Source organism: Pseudomonas rubra (genome assembly GCF_028656935.1).
GTDB classification, from domain to species: Bacteria; Pseudomonadota; Gammaproteobacteria; order Pseudomonadales; family Pseudomonadaceae; genus Aquipseudomonas; species Aquipseudomonas rubra.
Genome location: NZ_JAMDGZ010000035.1, coordinates 76,896 through 92,498 on the forward strand (window position 1 = coordinate 76,896; position 15,603 = coordinate 92,498).

Annotated in this window: 14 protein-coding genes; 8 read left to right on the forward strand and 6 right to left on the reverse strand. The window is 60.8% G+C overall.

All coding sequences use genetic code 11. The features are described from left to right. Nucleotides 1-59 precede the first annotated feature (59 nt). From M5G17_RS16670 to groL, 3 genes are all read left to right on the forward strand, one after another. The gene (locus tag M5G17_RS16670) at nucleotides 60-563 is read left to right on the forward strand and encodes an FxsA family protein (protein ID WP_273894015.1); all 504 of its coding nucleotides are present in this window, start codon (nucleotides 60-62) and stop codon (nucleotides 561-563) included. Nucleotides 564-820: 257 nt separating this feature from the next. Next, the gene (locus M5G17_RS16675; RefSeq protein WP_273894016.1) at nucleotides 821-1,114 is read left to right on the forward strand and encodes a co-chaperone GroES; all 294 of its coding nucleotides are present in this window, start codon (nucleotides 821-823) and stop codon (nucleotides 1,112-1,114) included. Between the two features lie 47 nt (nucleotides 1,115-1,161). Then, nucleotides 1,162-2,811: a chaperonin GroEL gene (gene groL / locus M5G17_RS16680; RefSeq protein WP_273894017.1), complete on the forward strand. Its 1,650-nt coding sequence runs from the start codon at nucleotides 1,162-1,164 to the stop codon at nucleotides 2,809-2,811. 63 nt (nucleotides 2,812-2,874) lie between these two features. On the opposite strand, the gene M5G17_RS16685 is transcribed toward groL, so the two are convergent. After that, nucleotides 2,875-3,603: a phosphatase PAP2 family protein gene (locus M5G17_RS16685; protein ID WP_273894018.1), complete on the reverse strand. Its 729-nt coding sequence runs from the start codon at nucleotides 3,601-3,603 to the stop codon at nucleotides 2,875-2,877. A 180-nt stretch (nucleotides 3,604-3,783) separates the two neighbouring features. On the opposite strand from M5G17_RS16685, the gene colR reads away from it, so the two are divergent. The 5 genes from colR (at nucleotide 3,784) to M5G17_RS16710 (ending at nucleotide 7,517) form a co-directional block, all read left to right on the forward strand. Beyond that, nucleotides 3,784-4,467 carry a two-component system response regulator ColR gene (gene colR, locus M5G17_RS16690; RefSeq protein ID WP_045197381.1) on the forward strand — a complete coding sequence of 228 codons (684 nt, stop codon included), beginning with the start codon at nucleotides 3,784-3,786 and terminating at the stop codon, nucleotides 4,465-4,467. Next, on the forward strand, nucleotides 4,457-5,755 hold the full coding sequence (locus M5G17_RS16695; RefSeq protein WP_273894019.1) for a sensor histidine kinase: 1,299 nt from the start codon (nucleotides 4,457-4,459) through the stop codon (nucleotides 5,753-5,755). Before colR ends, M5G17_RS16695 begins: the two co-directional genes overlap by 11 nt. A gap of 136 nt (nucleotides 5,756-5,891) precedes the next feature. Continuing rightward, the gene (locus tag M5G17_RS16700) at nucleotides 5,892-6,572 is read left to right on the forward strand and encodes a class I SAM-dependent methyltransferase (protein WP_273894020.1); all 681 of its coding nucleotides are present in this window, start codon (nucleotides 5,892-5,894) and stop codon (nucleotides 6,570-6,572) included. A gap of 7 nt (nucleotides 6,573-6,579) precedes the next feature. Then, nucleotides 6,580-7,290, forward strand: coding sequence for a lipopolysaccharide kinase InaA family protein (locus M5G17_RS16705; RefSeq protein ID WP_273894021.1), 711 nt, complete (start codon nucleotides 6,580-6,582; stop codon nucleotides 7,288-7,290). Beyond that, nucleotides 7,290-7,517, forward strand: coding sequence for a hypothetical protein (locus M5G17_RS16710; RefSeq protein ID WP_130266133.1), 228 nt, complete (start codon nucleotides 7,290-7,292; stop codon nucleotides 7,515-7,517). Before M5G17_RS16705 ends, M5G17_RS16710 begins: the two co-directional genes overlap by 1 nt. On the opposite strand, the gene M5G17_RS16715 is transcribed toward M5G17_RS16710, so the two are convergent. The 5 genes from M5G17_RS16715 to M5G17_RS16735 form a co-directional block, all read right to left on the reverse strand. Beyond that, nucleotides 7,507-10,539, reverse strand: coding sequence for a multidrug efflux RND transporter permease subunit (locus M5G17_RS16715; RefSeq protein ID WP_273894022.1), 3,033 nt, complete (start codon nucleotides 10,537-10,539; stop codon nucleotides 7,507-7,509). The genes M5G17_RS16710 and M5G17_RS16715 overlap by 11 nt on opposite strands. A gap of 13 nt (nucleotides 10,540-10,552) precedes the next feature. Then, complete coding sequence (locus M5G17_RS16720; RefSeq protein WP_273894023.1) at nucleotides 10,553-11,695, reverse strand: efflux RND transporter periplasmic adaptor subunit; 1,143 nt, start codon at nucleotides 11,693-11,695, stop codon at nucleotides 10,553-10,555. Between the two features lie 125 nt (nucleotides 11,696-11,820). Further along, a complete protein-coding gene (locus M5G17_RS16725; protein WP_273894024.1) occupies nucleotides 11,821-12,918 on the reverse strand; it encodes a DUF1513 domain-containing protein in 1,098 nt (365 codons plus the stop codon). A 2-nt stretch (nucleotides 12,919-12,920) separates the two neighbouring features. Beyond that, the gene (locus tag M5G17_RS16730; RefSeq protein WP_273894025.1) at nucleotides 12,921-13,985 is read right to left on the reverse strand and encodes an imelysin family protein; all 1,065 of its coding nucleotides are present in this window, start codon (nucleotides 13,983-13,985) and stop codon (nucleotides 12,921-12,923) included. 15 nt (nucleotides 13,986-14,000) lie between these two features. Next, nucleotides 14,001-15,428, reverse strand: a complete 1,428-nt coding sequence (locus M5G17_RS16735; RefSeq protein ID WP_273894026.1) for a di-heme oxidoreductase family protein — start codon at nucleotides 15,426-15,428, stop codon at nucleotides 14,001-14,003. Between the last annotated feature and the right edge of the window lie 175 nt (nucleotides 15,429-15,603).

Genomic DNA, 15,603 nt, shown 5'->3' on the forward strand with positions numbered 1-15,603 from the left:
CGATGGACCGCATCCATTAAAGGTCTACTGCAAGGACATCTTGCGCAGAGGAACCGTTGATGCGTGCTTTTCTATTGCTGTTTCTGATTTTTCCGGTGCTGGAGTTGTATGTGTTTTTCAAGGTCAGCACCGCGATCGGCTTTTTCCCGGCGCTGCTGCTGATCATTGCCGGCTCCGCCCTGGGTGTGCTGGTGGTGCGGGTGGCAGGTCTTGCCACCGCCCTGCGTGCCCGCGAGAGCTTGCAGCGTGGCGAGTTGCCTGCCGAAGACATGTTCCACGGCCTGATGCTGGCACTCGGTGGCGGTTTGCTGCTGTTGCCGGGCTTTATCAGCGATGTGCTTGGCCTGGTGTGCCTGCTACCATTCACGCGTCGCCTGCTCGGGCGCAAGATGCGCGAGCGCGCCGAAGCCCAGGCCATGCACCAGCGTGCCTTTGGTGACGAGCCGTTCATGACGCGCCCCGGCCCAACAGGTCGTGGCCACCAGCCAACGGTGATTGAAGGCGAGGTGGTGGGCCGTGACGACCCCGATCAGCCCAACCTGCGGGGCCCGCGAGATCTGTAACAGATACCTGTGGTTTGCCAGCGGTCCCTTGTGGGGCCGTTTTGCATTGCGCAGGGGCGATCGCTAAAAATTTTCGTCTGCAAGCCTTGTAATTGCCCTTGGCGACCTCATGTATGGGTCACCGCAAGGTTTCTGGTGATTTGCACCAGACATTACATGTGTGGTCCGCACCGCGGGCTACGAGCGGCCAAGCCGCATGCATCAACCCGCCGGTGTCGATACCGGCCGATGAAAACCACAATTAGGAGAGATCGACAATGAAGCTTCGTCCTCTGCATGACCGCGTCGTTATCCGTCGCAGCGAAGAAGAGAAGAAAACCGCTGGCGGTATCGTTCTGCCAGGTTCGGCTGCCGAAAAAGCCAACAGCGGTGAAGTCCTTGCTGTAGGTACCGGCCGCATCCTGGACAACGGTGAAGTGCGTGCGCTGGCCGTGAAAGTGGGTGACAAGGTGGTTTTCGGCCCTTACTCGGGCAGCAACACTGTGAAAGTTGACGGCGAAGACCTGCTGGTGATGGCTGAGAACGAGATTCTCGCTGTCATCGAAGGCTGATTCCGCTGGTTTCCCGTTACTCCAAAGTATTCAAGGATTAAACGATCATGGCTGCTAAAGACGTAAAATTCGGCGACTCCGCCCGTAAGAAAATGCTCGTTGGTGTCAACGTTCTGGCTGACGCTGTAAAAGCCACCCTGGGCCCGAAAGGCCGTAACGTTGTTCTGGCCAAGAGCTTCGGCGCTCCGACCATCACCAAAGACGGTGTGTCGGTTGCCAAGGAAATCGAACTCAAAGACGCCTTCGAAAACATGGGCGCCCAACTGCTCAAAGACGTAGCCTCCAAGGCCAACGACGAAGCAGGCGACGGTACCACCACCGCTACCGTCCTGGCTCAGGCTATCGTCAGCGAAGGCCTGAAAGCCGTTGCTGCCGGCATGAACCCGATGGACCTCAAGCGTGGTATCGACAAAGCCACCATCGCCATCGTCAAAGAGCTGAAGTCCCTGTCCAAGCCATGCGCCGACTCCAAGGCCATTGCTCAGGTCGGTACCATCTCGGCCAACTCTGACAACTCCATCGGTGACATCATTGCCGAAGCCATGGAAAAAGTCGGTAAAGAAGGCGTGATCACCGTCGAAGAAGGCTCGGGCCTGGAAAACGAACTGTCGGTCGTCGAAGGCATGCAGTTCGACCGCGGCTACCTGTCCCCTTACTTCGTCAACAAGCCAGACACCATGGTCGCCGAGCTGGATGGCCCTCTGCTGCTGCTGGTTGACAAGAAGATCTCCAACATCCGCGAACTGCTGCCAGTGCTGGAAGCCGTTGCCAAGGCCGGCCGTCCGCTGCTGATCGTGGCTGAAGACGTCGAAGGCGAAGCGCTGGCGACCCTGGTCGTCAACAACATGCGCGGCATCGTCAAGGTTGCTGCGGTCAAGGCCCCTGGCTTCGGCGACCGCCGCAAGGCCATGCTGCAGGACATCGCTGTCCTGACCGGCGGTACTGTGATCTCCGAAGAAATCGGCCTGAGCCTGGAGTCCGCTACCCTGGAGCACCTGGGTAACGCCAAGCGTGTCACCCTGTCCAAGGAAAACACCATCATCGTCGACGGCGCTGGTGTAGAAGCCGACATCCAGGCACGTATCACCCAGATCCGCGCTCAGGTTGCCGAGACTTCCTCGGACTACGACCGTGAAAAACTGCAAGAGCGCCTGGCCAAACTGGCTGGCGGTGTTGCCGTTATCAAGGTCGGTGCTGGCACCGAAGTCGAAATGAAAGAGAAGAAAGCTCGCGTTGAAGACGCCCTGCACGCTACCCGTGCAGCCGTCGAAGAAGGCGTGGTACCTGGCGGTGGTGTTGCCTTGGTTCGCGCTCTGCAAGCCATTGCCGACCTCAAAGGCGACAACGAAGAGCAGAACGTTGGTATCCAGCTGCTGCGTCGCGCTGTTGAAGCGCCACTGCGCCAGATCGTCGCCAACGCCGGCGACGAGCCAAGCGTTGTGGTCGACAAGGTCAAGCAAGGTTCCGGCAACTTCGGTTACAACGCTGCTACTGGCGAGTACGGCGACATGATCGAAATGGGTATCCTCGACCCTGCCAAGGTAACCCGTTCGGCGCTGCAGGCTGCAGCTTCGATCGGCGGTCTGATGATCACCACCGAAGCCATGATTGCTGATGCTCCAACTGAAGCGGGTGCAGGCGGCATGCCAGACATGGGCGGCATGGGTGGTATGGGCGGCATGGGCGGCATGATGTAAGTCAGCCTTACCCGTTCGCTAAAGAGCCCCGCCTTGTGCGGGGCTTTTTTTTATGCCTGATTTTTACACCGTAGGAGCCAGTGCATTCTGCTTCAGTTCAACAGGCCGGCGGTACAGCACCCAGTAGTAACAACCCAGGCTGATCAGCCAGCAAAACACTGCGGTCCAGACGTTGTGCGAAAAAAAATGCGCGCCCTGCAGCATGCGCCCGATCGAAAACAGCGTGCCCAGGCCAAATGCGATCAGCAATGCCGCCCGTGCCAGTCGTGGACGACGGTCACGCAGGACAAAGAACAGCGCAAATAAGGTGAACCCCGTGGCAGCGTGACCACCTGGCCAGCAGCGACCGGGCTTGTCGGTTGGCGGACGCGGGCTGAGCAACTCGCTGTAGGTTTGCTTGCCACCGAACTCGCTCAGGCTCCACGGGCATTGCACCGCCGTCACCGCCTTGACCGGTGTGACAAAGCCGGTCGACAGCCCCATGGCCAGGACCAGGCAACCCAGTTCGCGGCGCCAGCTGAACAGCCGTGGCCAGAAAAAACTGGCGATGAAGGCGACGATAGCTGCCACCCCCATGGCGATCACCACCTGTTTGGCCCGATCATGCAGGATATCTTCAAGAAAGTAGCTGTGACGGCCAATGAACTCTCCGGCCACCGGGTCGAACGCCAGCTTGGCCAGGTCCATGTCCAGTGAGGTCAGCTCCAGCAGAATCAAGATCAGCGCAGTGATGGTCGGGATGCCAAGGGCAATCCACATGTTGAGCGGGCGGGAAGGGGCACGTAGGAGCATGTCAGGTCCAGGCAGGTCAGTTCGACCGGTGATTCTCTGGGCTTCGCCATCGCTTGTGCGTGAAGTCTGAGTGAAAAAAACGTTAACCTTCAATAAAGTCGCCGCGCCCTAGCCGAGCGTGGCTGATGGCCTTAAGCTGCGCCTGCCAAGCGGGCAAAAACGCCGGACAGGAGACACTCCATGCGAATTCTTTTGGTTGAAGACAACCGCGATATCCTTGCCAACCTGGCTGACTACCTGGGCCTCAAGGGTTACACCGTCGATTGCGCACAGGATGGCCTGTCCGGCCTGCATCTGGCCGCCACCGAGCACTATGACCTGATCGTGCTCGATATCATGCTCCCAGGCATTGACGGTTACACCCTGTGCAAGCGCCTGCGCGAAGATGCCCGGCGCGACACCCCGGTGATCATGCTCACCGCCCGGGACCAGTTGGATGACCGTCTGCAGGGCTTTCGCTCCGGTGCTGACGACTATCTGCTCAAGCCGTTTGCACTGTCGGAGCTGGCTGCGCGTATCGAGGCGGTACTGCGCAGAGCCCAAGGCGGGGGCCGGCGTACCCTGCAGATCAGCGACCTGATCTACGACCTGGACACCCTGGAGGTGACCCGCGAAGGCAAGTTGCTCAAGCTCAACCCGGTTGGCCTCAAACTGCTGGCGGTGCTGATGCAGAAGAGCCCACATGTGCTGCGTCGCGAAGTGCTCGAAGAGGCCCTGTGGGGAGATGATTGTCCCGACAGCGACAGCCTGCGCAGTCATGTTCATCAATTGCGCCAGGTGATCGACAAACCGTTTGAAAAGCCCTTGCTGCACACCGTCCACGGCGTCGGCTATCGCCTGGCCGAGGGCCGTGATGGAGTTTAAGCAGAGCCTTGCCCAGCGGATCATTATTGCCTTTGCCTTGATGAGCGCGCTGGTGGCCGGAGCGTTCGCCTTCGGCATCGTCGCCACGGTACACCTGGTTGAAGAGCGGCTGATTTCCGCCGTGCTGGGCGGTGATCTGCAGCGTTTGCTGCGCATGGACAGCGTCGGCGACTGGAGCCATCGCCCGCGGCCGGACCAATTGTTCTATTTCAGCGGCGGGCGCGACGAATTCGAATTGCCCAAAGACTTGCGCCATCTTGATCGCGGTTTTCATGAAGTGTTTCGTGAAGACCTGTCTTATCACGCGATGGTCGAGATCGTTGATGGCCGGCGTTACGTGTTGCTCCAGGACCAGAGTGATTTCGAAGAGCGTGAGCGGGTGCTGTTTGCGGTTGTGGTAGTCGGCTTCGTCCTGAGCCTGGCGCTGGCTGTGTTTCTGGGTTGGGTTCTGGCGCGACGGGTAATGGCACCGGTTGTTCGCTTGGCTCGCCAGGTCCGTCACCGTGATCAATTGCTTGGCCTGGCGCCACCACTGGCGCCGGATTATGCGGAGGACGAAGTGGGTCAGTTGGCGGTAGCCTTCGACGACACCCTCGGTCGTTTGCGCGATGCCCTGACCCGAGAACGGCTGTTTACCAGTGATGTCAGCCATGAGCTGCGTACCCCGCTGATGGTACTGGCCAGCTCCTGTGAGCTGTTGCTGGTCAACCCGAACATCGAGCCCCGGGTGCGCTCGCAGGTCGAGCGCATTGCCCGGGCTACCGAAGAGATGCAGGAACTGGTGAAAACCTTCCTGATGCTTGCCCGCGCCCAACGCGATGAAGGCGCTGTCGCCTCGCAAGCGAGCATGAAGGAAGTGGCGGACGACCTGATTGGCGTCTGGCGTGACACCATCGAGCAGAAAGGCCTGACCTTGATGTACGACGCCAACGCCGCCCCCTCGATGTTGTACAACGCCACCTTTCTCCAGGCGGTCATGGGCAACCTGTTGCGCAACGCTGCACATTACACCGATCGGGGCTTCATACGCTTGACGCTGGAACCTGCGGGCTTTCTGGTCGAGGACAGTGGTGTAGGGATTCCTGAAGAGCAGCGTGAAGCGATGTTCAGACCGTTCGTACGCGGTGATGAGAGGCGCGGCGAAGGCCTGGGCCTGGGCTTGTCACTGGTCCAGCGGATTTGCGATGACCAGGGCTGGACCGTCAGCCTAACGGCCATGGTGCCCCACGGGTGCCGTTTTTATGTGGATCTGAGCCTGGCCCCCGAGCACAGGCCAGAGGGGCAATAGGGTGATCGTCCAGCTGTAAATTTCTGTAATTAATTGAAACCTTTGTCACGGCAATTAACAAATTTTTCACACCGGCATGACCTGACGCCAACGCTTGCCTACCTAAGGTGGGCGCATTGGAGTCAGGAGATGCACCATGCGTAGTCCCATCAAACTCGAGTTTTCGGAAAAGTACGACCAACAGCACGCCCAAGAGTATTTCCTCAAGCATCATGATGGTATGGCGCGCAGGATGTCCCATCAGCGTGACGAGCAGTTGGCCCGTCGCGCCCTGGCTCTGGCGGGTGAACCCGGGCTGGTCCTTGACCTGCCGTGTGGCGCCGGGCGCTTCTGGCCATTGCTGGCGGAAAAGCCCAACCGGGTGATCATCGGTGCCGACAACTCCGAAGCCATGCTCGAGACCGCACGGGCCTCGCAACCGGCGCATGTGGTGGAACGGGTACGTACTTTGCAGACATCTGCGTTCGCCATCGATTTACCGGATAACGCGGTCGACAGTATTTTCTGCATGCGGCTGATGCACCACATCGGCGAAGCAGCCCACCGAAAAACATTACTTTCTGAATTTCAACGGGTTACCCGCGACAGCGTGATTGTTTCGCTGTGGGTGGACGGCAATTTCAAAGCCTGGCGACGCAAAAAACTCGAGCAACAGCGTTCCGCGAAAAATGGGGAGGGCAGTTACCAGAATCGCTTTGTGTTACCAGTTGCTACGGTTGAAGAGGAATTTGAGGCCGCAGGTTTCCGCATTCAGGAACGATTGGATTTCCTGCCGTTCTATGCCATGTGGCGAGTCTATCTATTGCGTAAGGGGTAAGCGGGGCATGGGGTTCGAGCGCACAGCAGCAACGACGAACAAGGATCAGTTCGATCATTTTTGGCAGCAGCAGGGCGAATGGGTGGAAGAGCCCAACCAGCGCCGCGGCGGCGAGAGTGGTGTACAGCGGCTGAGCGACGACACTGGCCATACGTTTTATGCCAAGCGCCAGATAGGCCACATCTATCGCAGCCTGTTGCATCCCTTCGGCCGCCCTACCGTGCTGCGCGAATACGATGCCCTGAACAGTTTCGAGCAGCTTGGGGTGCGGGTGCCGCATATTGTCTATTGCGGTGTCGAGCGCGACGCCGAGCACCAGTGGCGGGCATTGCTGGTCAGCGAGGCACTGGAGGGGTTCGAGGATATCGACAGCTGGTTCGCCGATGGCGCTCGTGAGCGCTATCACCCGGCGCTGCTTGAGCGAGTGCTGCAGGACCTGGCCGGCAACCTGGCGCGCATGCACCGTGGTCATTGGCAGCACGGTTGTTTGTATGGCAAGCATGTATTCGTCAAAGTCATTGGCGAAGGCGCCCAAGCCCGTGCTGAAGTGGCGCTACTGGACCTGGAAAAGTGCCGCCGGCGTATCAGTTGCCAGCGCGCTGCCGCCAATGACCTTAAACAATTGCGCCGCCACTCGTCTTTCAACGACGCAGAGTGGCAAAAACTGCTCTATTTTTACCAAAAGGCGTTTGGCAGCCCTGTCAAAGGTTTAGAGTAATGAAACTAGAAATAGCTAGAGGTCTGTTTCTGCTCGTCGCCCTGGGCGTGGCAACCGCTGCGGTGGCGGCGTGGGAAGAGCCGCGGCCGCAGATCTTCAGCAAGATCGACGCCGGCGCGCAATGCCCGTTGCCACGGGTATTAAAGCCCCAGGTCGATGCCAAGCCAGACCACGATCTGCTGTTATTGCTGTTCGGCCTGAGCCAGGGCGTTCGCGCTAGCGGTTGAGCGCTGCAGGAGCGGCCAGCAAGGTGTAGATGCACGGCAGCACGAACAGGGTGAACAGCGTGCCCACCGACATTCCGGTTGCGATCACCGTGCCGATATCGAAGCGGCTGACTGCTCCGGCGCCAGTGGCCAGGATCAGCGGCACCATGCCAAAAACCATTGCCGCAGTAGTCATCAACACCGGGCGCAAGCGGATGGAGGCGGCTTCCTCCACTGCCTCGCGGGCGCTCAGGCCCTTCTGCACACGTAACTGGTTGGCAAACTCGACGATCAGGATACCGTGCTTGCTGATCAGCCCGATCAGGGTTACCAAGCCCACCTGGGTATAGATGTTCATGCTCGAGATACCCAGGAACAGCGGGATCAATGCCCCGCAGATCGACAGCGGCACAGTCACCAGAATTACCAGCGGGTCGCGAAAGCTCTCGAATTGGGCGGCCAACACCAAAAAGATGATCGCCAGGGCCAGGCCGAAGGTTACCCACAGGGCACTGCCCTCCTGGACAAACTGACGCGCCGCGCCGCCATAGTCAAAGCCATAGCCTTCTGGCGCTTCTTCACGGGCGATGGTACGTACGGTATCTAGCGCCTCACCCATGCTGACCATTGGAAAACCCTGGATGATCGCCGAGTTCAGCTGCTGGAACTGGTTGAGCTGGCGCGGTCGGGCGCGGTCGCTGATGCTGATCAGGGTCGATAACGGCAGCATCTGTCCTTGCTGATTCTTCACGTAGTAGTTATTTAGCCAGTCGGGGTTGTCGCGGTAGGGGCGTTCAACCTGGGCAATGACCTTGTAGCTGCGCCCATCGATGGTAAAGCGGTTGATCTCCGCTTCACCCAGTAGTGTTGCCAGGGTGCCGCCCAGAGCATCCATGGACACCCCCATCTGCGCGGCCTTGGCCCGGTCGATATCGACTACCACCTCGGGTTTGTCGAAGGCCAGGTCGATATCGAGGAAGGCGAACTTGCCGGAAGCCTGCGCGCGCGCTTTGACCCGTTCTGCAACCTCCAGCAATGACGCGTAGTCATTGGCGGTATTGATCACGAAGATGAACGGCAAGCCTTCGCCGGTACCGGGCAGCGAGGGTAAGTTGAAGCCAAAGATCTGCAGGCCACTGATGGCCTCAAGCTTGGCCTGGACCAGCGGCAGCAGCTCCATCTGGGTGCGCTCGCGTTCGTTCCAGGGTTTGAGCAGGAAGCCGCCGATGCCCGACTGTACACCATTGAAACCATTGATCTGGAACGACGAGTAGTACTCGGGAAACGCCTTGAATATCTGGACGAACTCGTCGGTATAGCTGTTCAGGTAGTCGAGGTTGGTCGGCTGCGGGGCGGTAGCCATCATGAAGATGACGCCCTGGTCTTCGTCCGGCGCCAACTCGTTCTTGGTGAACATCAAAAACACCGGAATCAGGCACAGCACGATCAACGCGAACACCAGCACCACCGGCCGGGTGTTGAGGGTGGCGTGGAGGATTGTCTGGTAGCGCTGCTTGAGCCGCTCGAACAACACATCCAGGCGGTGGGCCAGGCCCGTGGGGTTCTCTTCGTGACGCAGGAGCAGGGCGCACATCATTGGTGACAGGGTCAGGGCGACGATGCCAGAGATCACCACGGCGCCGGCCAGGGTCAGGGCGAACTCCTTGAACAGCGCGCCGGTAAGGCCTTCGAGAAAGCCGATTGGCGCATAGACGGCGGCCAGGGTAATGGTCATCGACACCACCGGCATGGCGATTTCGCGTGCACCTTCCAGGGCCGCCTGGTGGGGCGATTTGCCTTCTTCGATATGCCGGTGGATGTTTTCCACCACGACGATGGCGTCATCGACCACAAGGCCAATGGCCAGCACCATGGCCAGCAGTGTCAGCAGGTTGAGCGAATACCCCATCAACTGCATGAAGAACAGTACGCCGATCATCGACAGCGGAATGGTGATCACCGGGATCAGCACCGAACGCAAGGCCCCTAGGAACAGGAAGACCACAACGATGACGATCAGCACTGCTTCGACCAGGGTTTTCACCACCTCATCGATCGAGGCCTGGATGAACAGTGTCGCGTCGTAGGCAATCGAGGCTTTGAGGTTCGATGGCAGTTGGCTTTCAAGCTCGGGCATGAGCTTGCGCACTTCCTTGATCACTTCCAGCGGGTTGGCTGCCGGGGTGGCTTTGATGCCGATGTACACCGATGGCGTGCCATCGAAAGAGCTGACTGTGTCGTAGTTTTCCGCGCCCATTTCGACCCGTGCCACATCGCCGAGCAGCACCCGGCTGTCGCCGTTGGTCTTGAGCGGGATGTTGGCGAAGGCTTCGGCGGTTTTCAGCTCGGTGGTGGCGTTGATGCTGGTGACAATGTATTCGCCCTTGAGCTCGCCAGCGGCGGAGAGGAAGTTGTAGCCGCGCACCGCCTGGGTCACGTCATTGGCGCTCAGGCCATAGCCGGCCAGCTTCACCGGGTCGATCCACAGGCGCATGGCGAACAGCTGGTTGCCAAGGATCTCTGCCTCGGCCATGCCTGGCAGGGTCGCAAGTTTGGGCTGGATCACCCGCGACAGGTAGTCGGTGATCTGCGGGTTGCTCAGCTCGCTGCTGTAGAAGCTTACGTACATCAGTGCCGAGGCGTCGGCGGCTTCCTTGCTCAACACCGGGTCTTCGGCATCCTGGGGCAGCTTGTTCTTGACCTCGTTGGCCTTGGCCAGCAGTTCGGTGAACAATCGGTCGCTGTCCGAGCCGATACGCGCGTAGATCGAAATCACCGAGAAGTTCTGCCGGCTCACCGAGGTCATGTAGTCGATGCCTTCGGCGCTGGCCAGGCTTTGCTGCAGTGGCTGGGTGATATAGCCCTGTATGGTCTCGGCGTTGGCCCCGGGGTAGGCGGTGGTCACGGTGATCAGGGCGTTTTCCATCTGTGGGTATTGGCGGATCGGCAGCTTGCTCCAGGCCTGCAAGCCCAGCAGTACGATCAGCAGGCTGACCACACTGGCCAGCACCGGACGGCGGATGAACGGATCGGTAAAGGCCATGACGGTTCCTTGATCAGTTGCCGCGCGGCGGGCTGGTTGGCGCTTGCAGGGCCTTATCCGGGCTGATGCTGATCGAGGCGCCCTGGGTCAGTTTCAGTTGGCCAGCGGTGACTACGGTTTCGCCAGCCTTGAGACCTTTGTGGACGACCACCAGGCCATCACGGCGTTCGCCGGTTTCAACGAAGCGGCGTTCGGCTATGAGGGGCGGCTGGACCTGGGTGTTGTCTTCGGCCTTTTCAGCCTCCTTCGGCACCGCGACATACACCGAGTTGCCATACAGGGTGTAGGTCACTGCGCTTTCCGGCACCACCACCTGCGGCTGCGGGTCGGGCAACAGCACCTGCAGGCTGGTGAACATGCCCGGTAGCAGCTTGCCGTCGGGGTTGGCCAGGGTGGCGCGGACCTGCACGTTGCGAGTGCTGTCTTCGACCTTGGGGTTGATAGCGCTGATGCTGCCGGGGAAATGTTCCTGCGGGTAGGCGGCAACATTGACCAGCACCTGCTGGCCGATGCTTAGCCTGGGGATCGATTGTTCCGGGACGAAAAAGTCGACATAGAGGCTGCTCAGGTCCTGCAGGGTGGCGATGACCGTACCGCTGGCCAGGTAATCGCCGACGTCCACCTGGCGGATGCCGATGGTGCCGTTGAAAGGCGCATTGATGCTTTTTTTCGCCAGTGCCGCCTTGAGTTGCTCGACCACCGCCTTGTTGCGCTTGAACTGTGCGCTCAACCGATCGAACTCACCCCTGGAAATGGCCTGGCTGCCGACCAGTTGGCTGCCGCGGTTGTAGTCGACCTGAGCCAGGCCCAGGTCGGCCAGGGCGGTACCCAGCAGTGCGGTTTCGACATCGCTGTCCAGTTGCAGCAACTGCTGGCCCTTGCTGACCTTCTGCCCGGACTCGAACAGCAGGGCTTTGACTGTGCCTGCGATTTCCAGACTCAGGTCGACCCCTTGCAGCGCCTTGAGGCTACCGACTGCAGGCAGACGGTTCTGCCAGACGCGCTCGCTGGCCTCGGTCGCCGCTACACTGATCGCAGGCTTGGGGACCGAGAACAACTGGATTTGCTGATAGATGGTAAAGGCCTTGTAGCCCCCCAGAATCAGCACGAGCAACAGGACAACACCCAACATGATCAGCATGCGGCGGCGCAGCATAGTCCAGTTCCTTGGAAACTCGTTATTGTTCGTTTGGCACGACAACGGGCGTTCCTGCCCACGTGCGCTGTAGCCGAATAGTACTCTGTTGACCGGGGCAGGGAAGCCTGTGTTCCAGGCTATTTTCAGGCCAGATGCAGGTGGTTGTCCCAGAGCCCCGAAGGCAGTTGCAGCGGCTGGCCGATCAACTCGCTTTTGCGGCAATCGTACAGGCGGCAACGGCCCTGGCCGGAGGTCACGACAAAGCCATCTGCCACGGCGCCGACCCCGGCGCAATCTGGCATAGGGGCGTCCAGGCGTACTTGGCCGCTGTCCAGGTCCCAGATAAACAGGCGGTTGGCCCGGGGCGCCGTCAGGGCGACCAGGCGTAATTGGTTATGAACGGCGACGCTGGCCGTGTAGTGGGCCATTGACTGCAACTGCTGCTCGGGCACCGGGAAGGCTGTGAACGCCTGGCCCGGCCGCTTGATCGCCAGCAGCTCGGCGGTGTCGTGGCTGGCGCCCATGTACTGCTGGCCGGCGACGATGGTGCCATCGGCGGCAATTGCCAGGTGGCGCACGCTGTTCATTTGCTGGCTGAGCAGCTCTTTGCTCAGCAGGGTGCCGTCGCGCTGCATCAGCACCAGGCTTGGCTGCATGGCATCGAGGTTCATCTCCACCCGGCTTTCGGCCTCGGTGCGGATGCCGCCGTTGGCCACCACCAGGGTTTCGCCGTCAGGCATCCACGACACCTGGTGCGGGCCGATGCCATGGGTGGAGATTTCGCCGGTATGGTTCAGACGCTCGCCGTCGAAGCGGTAGACACCGAGTACGCCGCGACCAGGGTCGGTGGTGTCGTTCTCTGTGGCGTACAGCCACTCACCGCTCTTGTGGATCACCGCATGGCCGTAGAAATGCCGGTTCGGCTGCGAGGCGATGGTCTGCAGCAAGCGTCCGTCGCGCAGGTCGATCAGGTAGCTCTCGGTGCCGGGGCGACGGGCGACGAACAGGGCAATCGGCTGCTCGGGATGGTTGATGATGTCGTGGCAACGCTGGCCCACCTGGGTGGCGAACACCTGAGTACCGTCCAGGCGGTAGCCAACGGCGTAGTGCCTGCCGTCGCCATCGTCGCGCGCCGAGAGCAGCAGCGGTGTACCGCTCTTGTTGCGAAACAGGGTCCAGCCGCCGAGGGTGAGGGCGCTGAGCACAACGCTACCGAGTTTGAGAGCCTGGCGTCGCAACATGATCAGTCACCGTCGTTGGCGTTGAAGCCCAGCTGAATGCCCAGCGCCTTGGCCAGTTCGCCTTCGTGCAGGCGGTGGACGACGTTGAGGCTGTCGTAAAGAGTGTTGAGCTGCTGGCGACCGGCTTCGTCGTCGAGCAACTCACCCAGGCTCTTCTGGTTGCTGGCCAGCAGCTTGATCGAGTCAGCGTAGGCGGCGTCGATCTTGTCGGCCAGGGCTTGTTGGTCTTTGCCCAGCAGGCCGCGCAGGCCCTTGTTATCGACCCCGACCCAGACGGTCTGGGCGGCGATCAGGCTGGCTTCCAGGCTCTTCAGCGAGGTGTGGCTGCGCCAGGCTTCTGCCTGCAGTGGTTGTGGGATGCCCTTGCTCAGGCGGCCCATGGGCGCGCCAAGCTTCTTCTTCAGGGTGTCCAGGGCGGTGACCTGGGCGCGCAGCAGGTCGGCGATGGCCTCGTGGGAATCGGCATAGCGCTGGTTGGGGAACTTGGTCATCTGCGCGAGCATGCCGTCGGTGCTGTTCCAGCCCTTGAGGATTTCCTCGGCCAGAGTCTTCTGGTGTTCGCCGATGGCCACCAGCAGTGGGCAGTAGCGGGCTTTCTGTTCGGCGTTGGCAGTGTCTGGCTTGCTGTCGAAGAGAATGTATTCGTAAGCCGACAGGCCGCGCACAACAACGCTGGATTTGCCCAGGGTCTGAGCATCGACCGGCGTGTCAGCGTTGACCAGTTGCTCGACCTGGCGGCCAACCAGGTTCTTCTTGTCGGGCCAGAACTGCACCTGCCAGGCGCGGTTGCCTTCGGCCAGCGGGCCGATCAACAGTGGTTGCAGCTCGGCCCAGGCTTTTTGCGCGTGGAGGTAGTCGGCGCGGGCTGTGGCCAGATCGGCCTTGCCTTCACAGAAGGCCAGGGCGCTGACGGCCAGTTGCCGGTCAGCTTCGACCCAGCGGCTGTAGGTCGGCAGGATCACCTGTTTGGCGATCGCCGCCGAGGTCACCGCTTGTGGGTCTTGCGGCGAGCAGGCGCCAAGGGCGAGGGCGGCAAGGCTGGTGAACAACAGTTTGGGACGGAACATGCCCGGCTCCTTTGCTTAAAGTGAATTCAGAAAGGCCAGCAACGCGGCGCGCTGCTCGGCATTGAAGGTCAGTACATGCTGCTTGGCCGCCTCGGCCTCGCCGCCGTGCCAGAGCACGGCTTCGAGCAGGTTGCGGGCGCGGCCATCGTGAAGGAACTGGGTGTGACCGCTGACAGTCTCGTTCAAGCCGATGCCCCACAGCGGCGGGGTGCGCCAGTCCAGGCCGCTAGCGGCGAACTCGCTGCGGTTGTCCGCCAGGCCCGGGCCCATGTCATGCAGCAGCAGGTCGCTGTAGGGGCGAATCAGCTGGTTGGCCAGCTCCGGCTCGGCGGCGTCGCTGGCCGTGGTGAATTGCGGGGTGTGGCAGCTTTGGCAACCGGCCTGGTGAAACAGGTTCTTGCCCGCCAGCACCTGGGTCGAGTCGACATCCTTGCGCATCGGCACGGCGAGATTACGGGTGTAGAACAGCACCAGGCGCAGGATGTTGTCACTGACTTCCTGCTCGCCATTGGCACCGTTGCCATTGGGTGCGTTCAGGCAGTCGGTTTGCGCCTGGGTGCAATCGTCCATAGGCCGAAGGCTGGTGGTCAGGCCCATGTCGCCGGAGAAGGCGTGGACATTCTGCTGGTTGAGGTTCGGCTGCCCGGCCTTCCAGCCAAAGCGCCCGAGCACAGTCTTGCCCTGGGCATCGTCCCACACCTGGTTGGCACGGCCACGGATGCCATCGCCGTTACGATCATCCGGATCGGCATTGGCCAGGATCGCCGCCTCGGGGATGGCCTCAAGCAGGCCCAGGCCAATCATCGGCGGGGCGATGCGGGCCGAGAAGCGTGTGTCCGGGTGCATGGCGCCATAGCCTAGCTGCGTGATTTGCAGCCGGGGCTTGCGCAGCTCGACTGTGGTGCCGTCCTTGAAGGTGACCTGCCGGGGCTCGTATTCGACCCGGACCTTGCCTTCCGGGGCGACACCGGGCACCGCCATGTCTTGCAACTGACCGCCGTAAACTGGCTCTGGAACGATACCCAGCTGCTCGATGATTTTGGCGTATTGCGGCTGGTCGGGGATCGACAGGCGTACCAGCATGGACACCGCGTTCGTCGCGTTTGGGCCGGGCGGGTGGCCGCGGCCATCCTTGATGTGGCAGTTCTGGCAGGCGTTGGTATTGAACAACGGGCCGAGGCCGTCGCGGGCGGTGGTGGTCGACGGGGCGATCACCCAGGGATTGCGGAAGAAGCTGTTACCGACACTGAAGTCCAGGCGTCGGCTCGGCGCCAGGTTGGCCGAGGGCATGGAGTAGGCATTCTGGTCGCGCTTGTTCACTGTCGCCTTGCCACCGGCCAGTGCTTCACCGGGCTCGGCCTGGGTGAATCGCGGGGCGTCGTCGCAACCGGCCAGGAACAGGGCCAGAAGCAGGGGACTGAGGCGGGGAAGCAACGAGGACATCAATGATCCTGGGGCTTGGGCAAAAACCGGCGTGCAAGCTTAGCAGGGTCGGGGTAATTGAATAAGAGGGATTTGCGTTTGCTTGATGAAATCTGTGGGAGCGGCGATGCGTCGACCCGACTTGCCCCGCGATGCTGTAAATGAAAAAGGCGACCCGAAGGCCGCCTCTTTAAAC

Bases quoted from the DNA above. Each gene is read 5' to 3' on its own strand.
- M5G17_RS16670 (WP_273894015.1), top strand. From the start codon at position 60: ATGCGTGCTTTTCTATTGCTGTTTCTGATTTTTCCGGTGCTGGAGTTG.
- M5G17_RS16675 (WP_273894016.1), top strand. From the start codon at position 821: ATGAAGCTTCGTCCTCTGCATGACCGCGTCGTTATCCGTCGCAGCGAA.
- groL (WP_273894017.1), top strand. From the start codon at position 1,162: ATGGCTGCTAAAGACGTAAAATTCGGCGACTCCGCCCGTAAGAAAATG.
- M5G17_RS16685 (WP_273894018.1), bottom strand. From the start codon at position 3,603: ATGCTCCTACGTGCCCCTTCCCGCCCGCTCAACATGTGGATTGCCCTT.
- colR (WP_045197381.1), top strand. From the start codon at position 3,784: ATGCGAATTCTTTTGGTTGAAGACAACCGCGATATCCTTGCCAACCTG.
- M5G17_RS16695 (WP_273894019.1), top strand. From the start codon at position 4,457: ATGGAGTTTAAGCAGAGCCTTGCCCAGCGGATCATTATTGCCTTTGCC.
- M5G17_RS16700 (WP_273894020.1), top strand. From the start codon at position 5,892: ATGCGTAGTCCCATCAAACTCGAGTTTTCGGAAAAGTACGACCAACAG.
- M5G17_RS16705 (WP_273894021.1), top strand. From the start codon at position 6,580: ATGGGGTTCGAGCGCACAGCAGCAACGACGAACAAGGATCAGTTCGAT.
- M5G17_RS16710 (WP_130266133.1), top strand. From the start codon at position 7,290: ATGAAACTAGAAATAGCTAGAGGTCTGTTTCTGCTCGTCGCCCTGGGC.
- M5G17_RS16715 (WP_273894022.1), bottom strand. From the start codon at position 10,539: ATGGCCTTTACCGATCCGTTCATCCGCCGTCCGGTGCTGGCCAGTGTG.
- M5G17_RS16720 (WP_273894023.1), bottom strand. From the start codon at position 11,695: ATGCTGCGCCGCCGCATGCTGATCATGTTGGGTGTTGTCCTGTTGCTC.
- M5G17_RS16725 (WP_273894024.1), bottom strand. From the start codon at position 12,918: ATGTTGCGACGCCAGGCTCTCAAACTCGGTAGCGTTGTGCTCAGCGCC.
- M5G17_RS16730 (WP_273894025.1), bottom strand. From the start codon at position 13,985: ATGTTCCGTCCCAAACTGTTGTTCACCAGCCTTGCCGCCCTCGCCCTT.
- M5G17_RS16735 (WP_273894026.1), bottom strand. From the start codon at position 15,428: ATGTCCTCGTTGCTTCCCCGCCTCAGTCCCCTGCTTCTGGCCCTGTTC.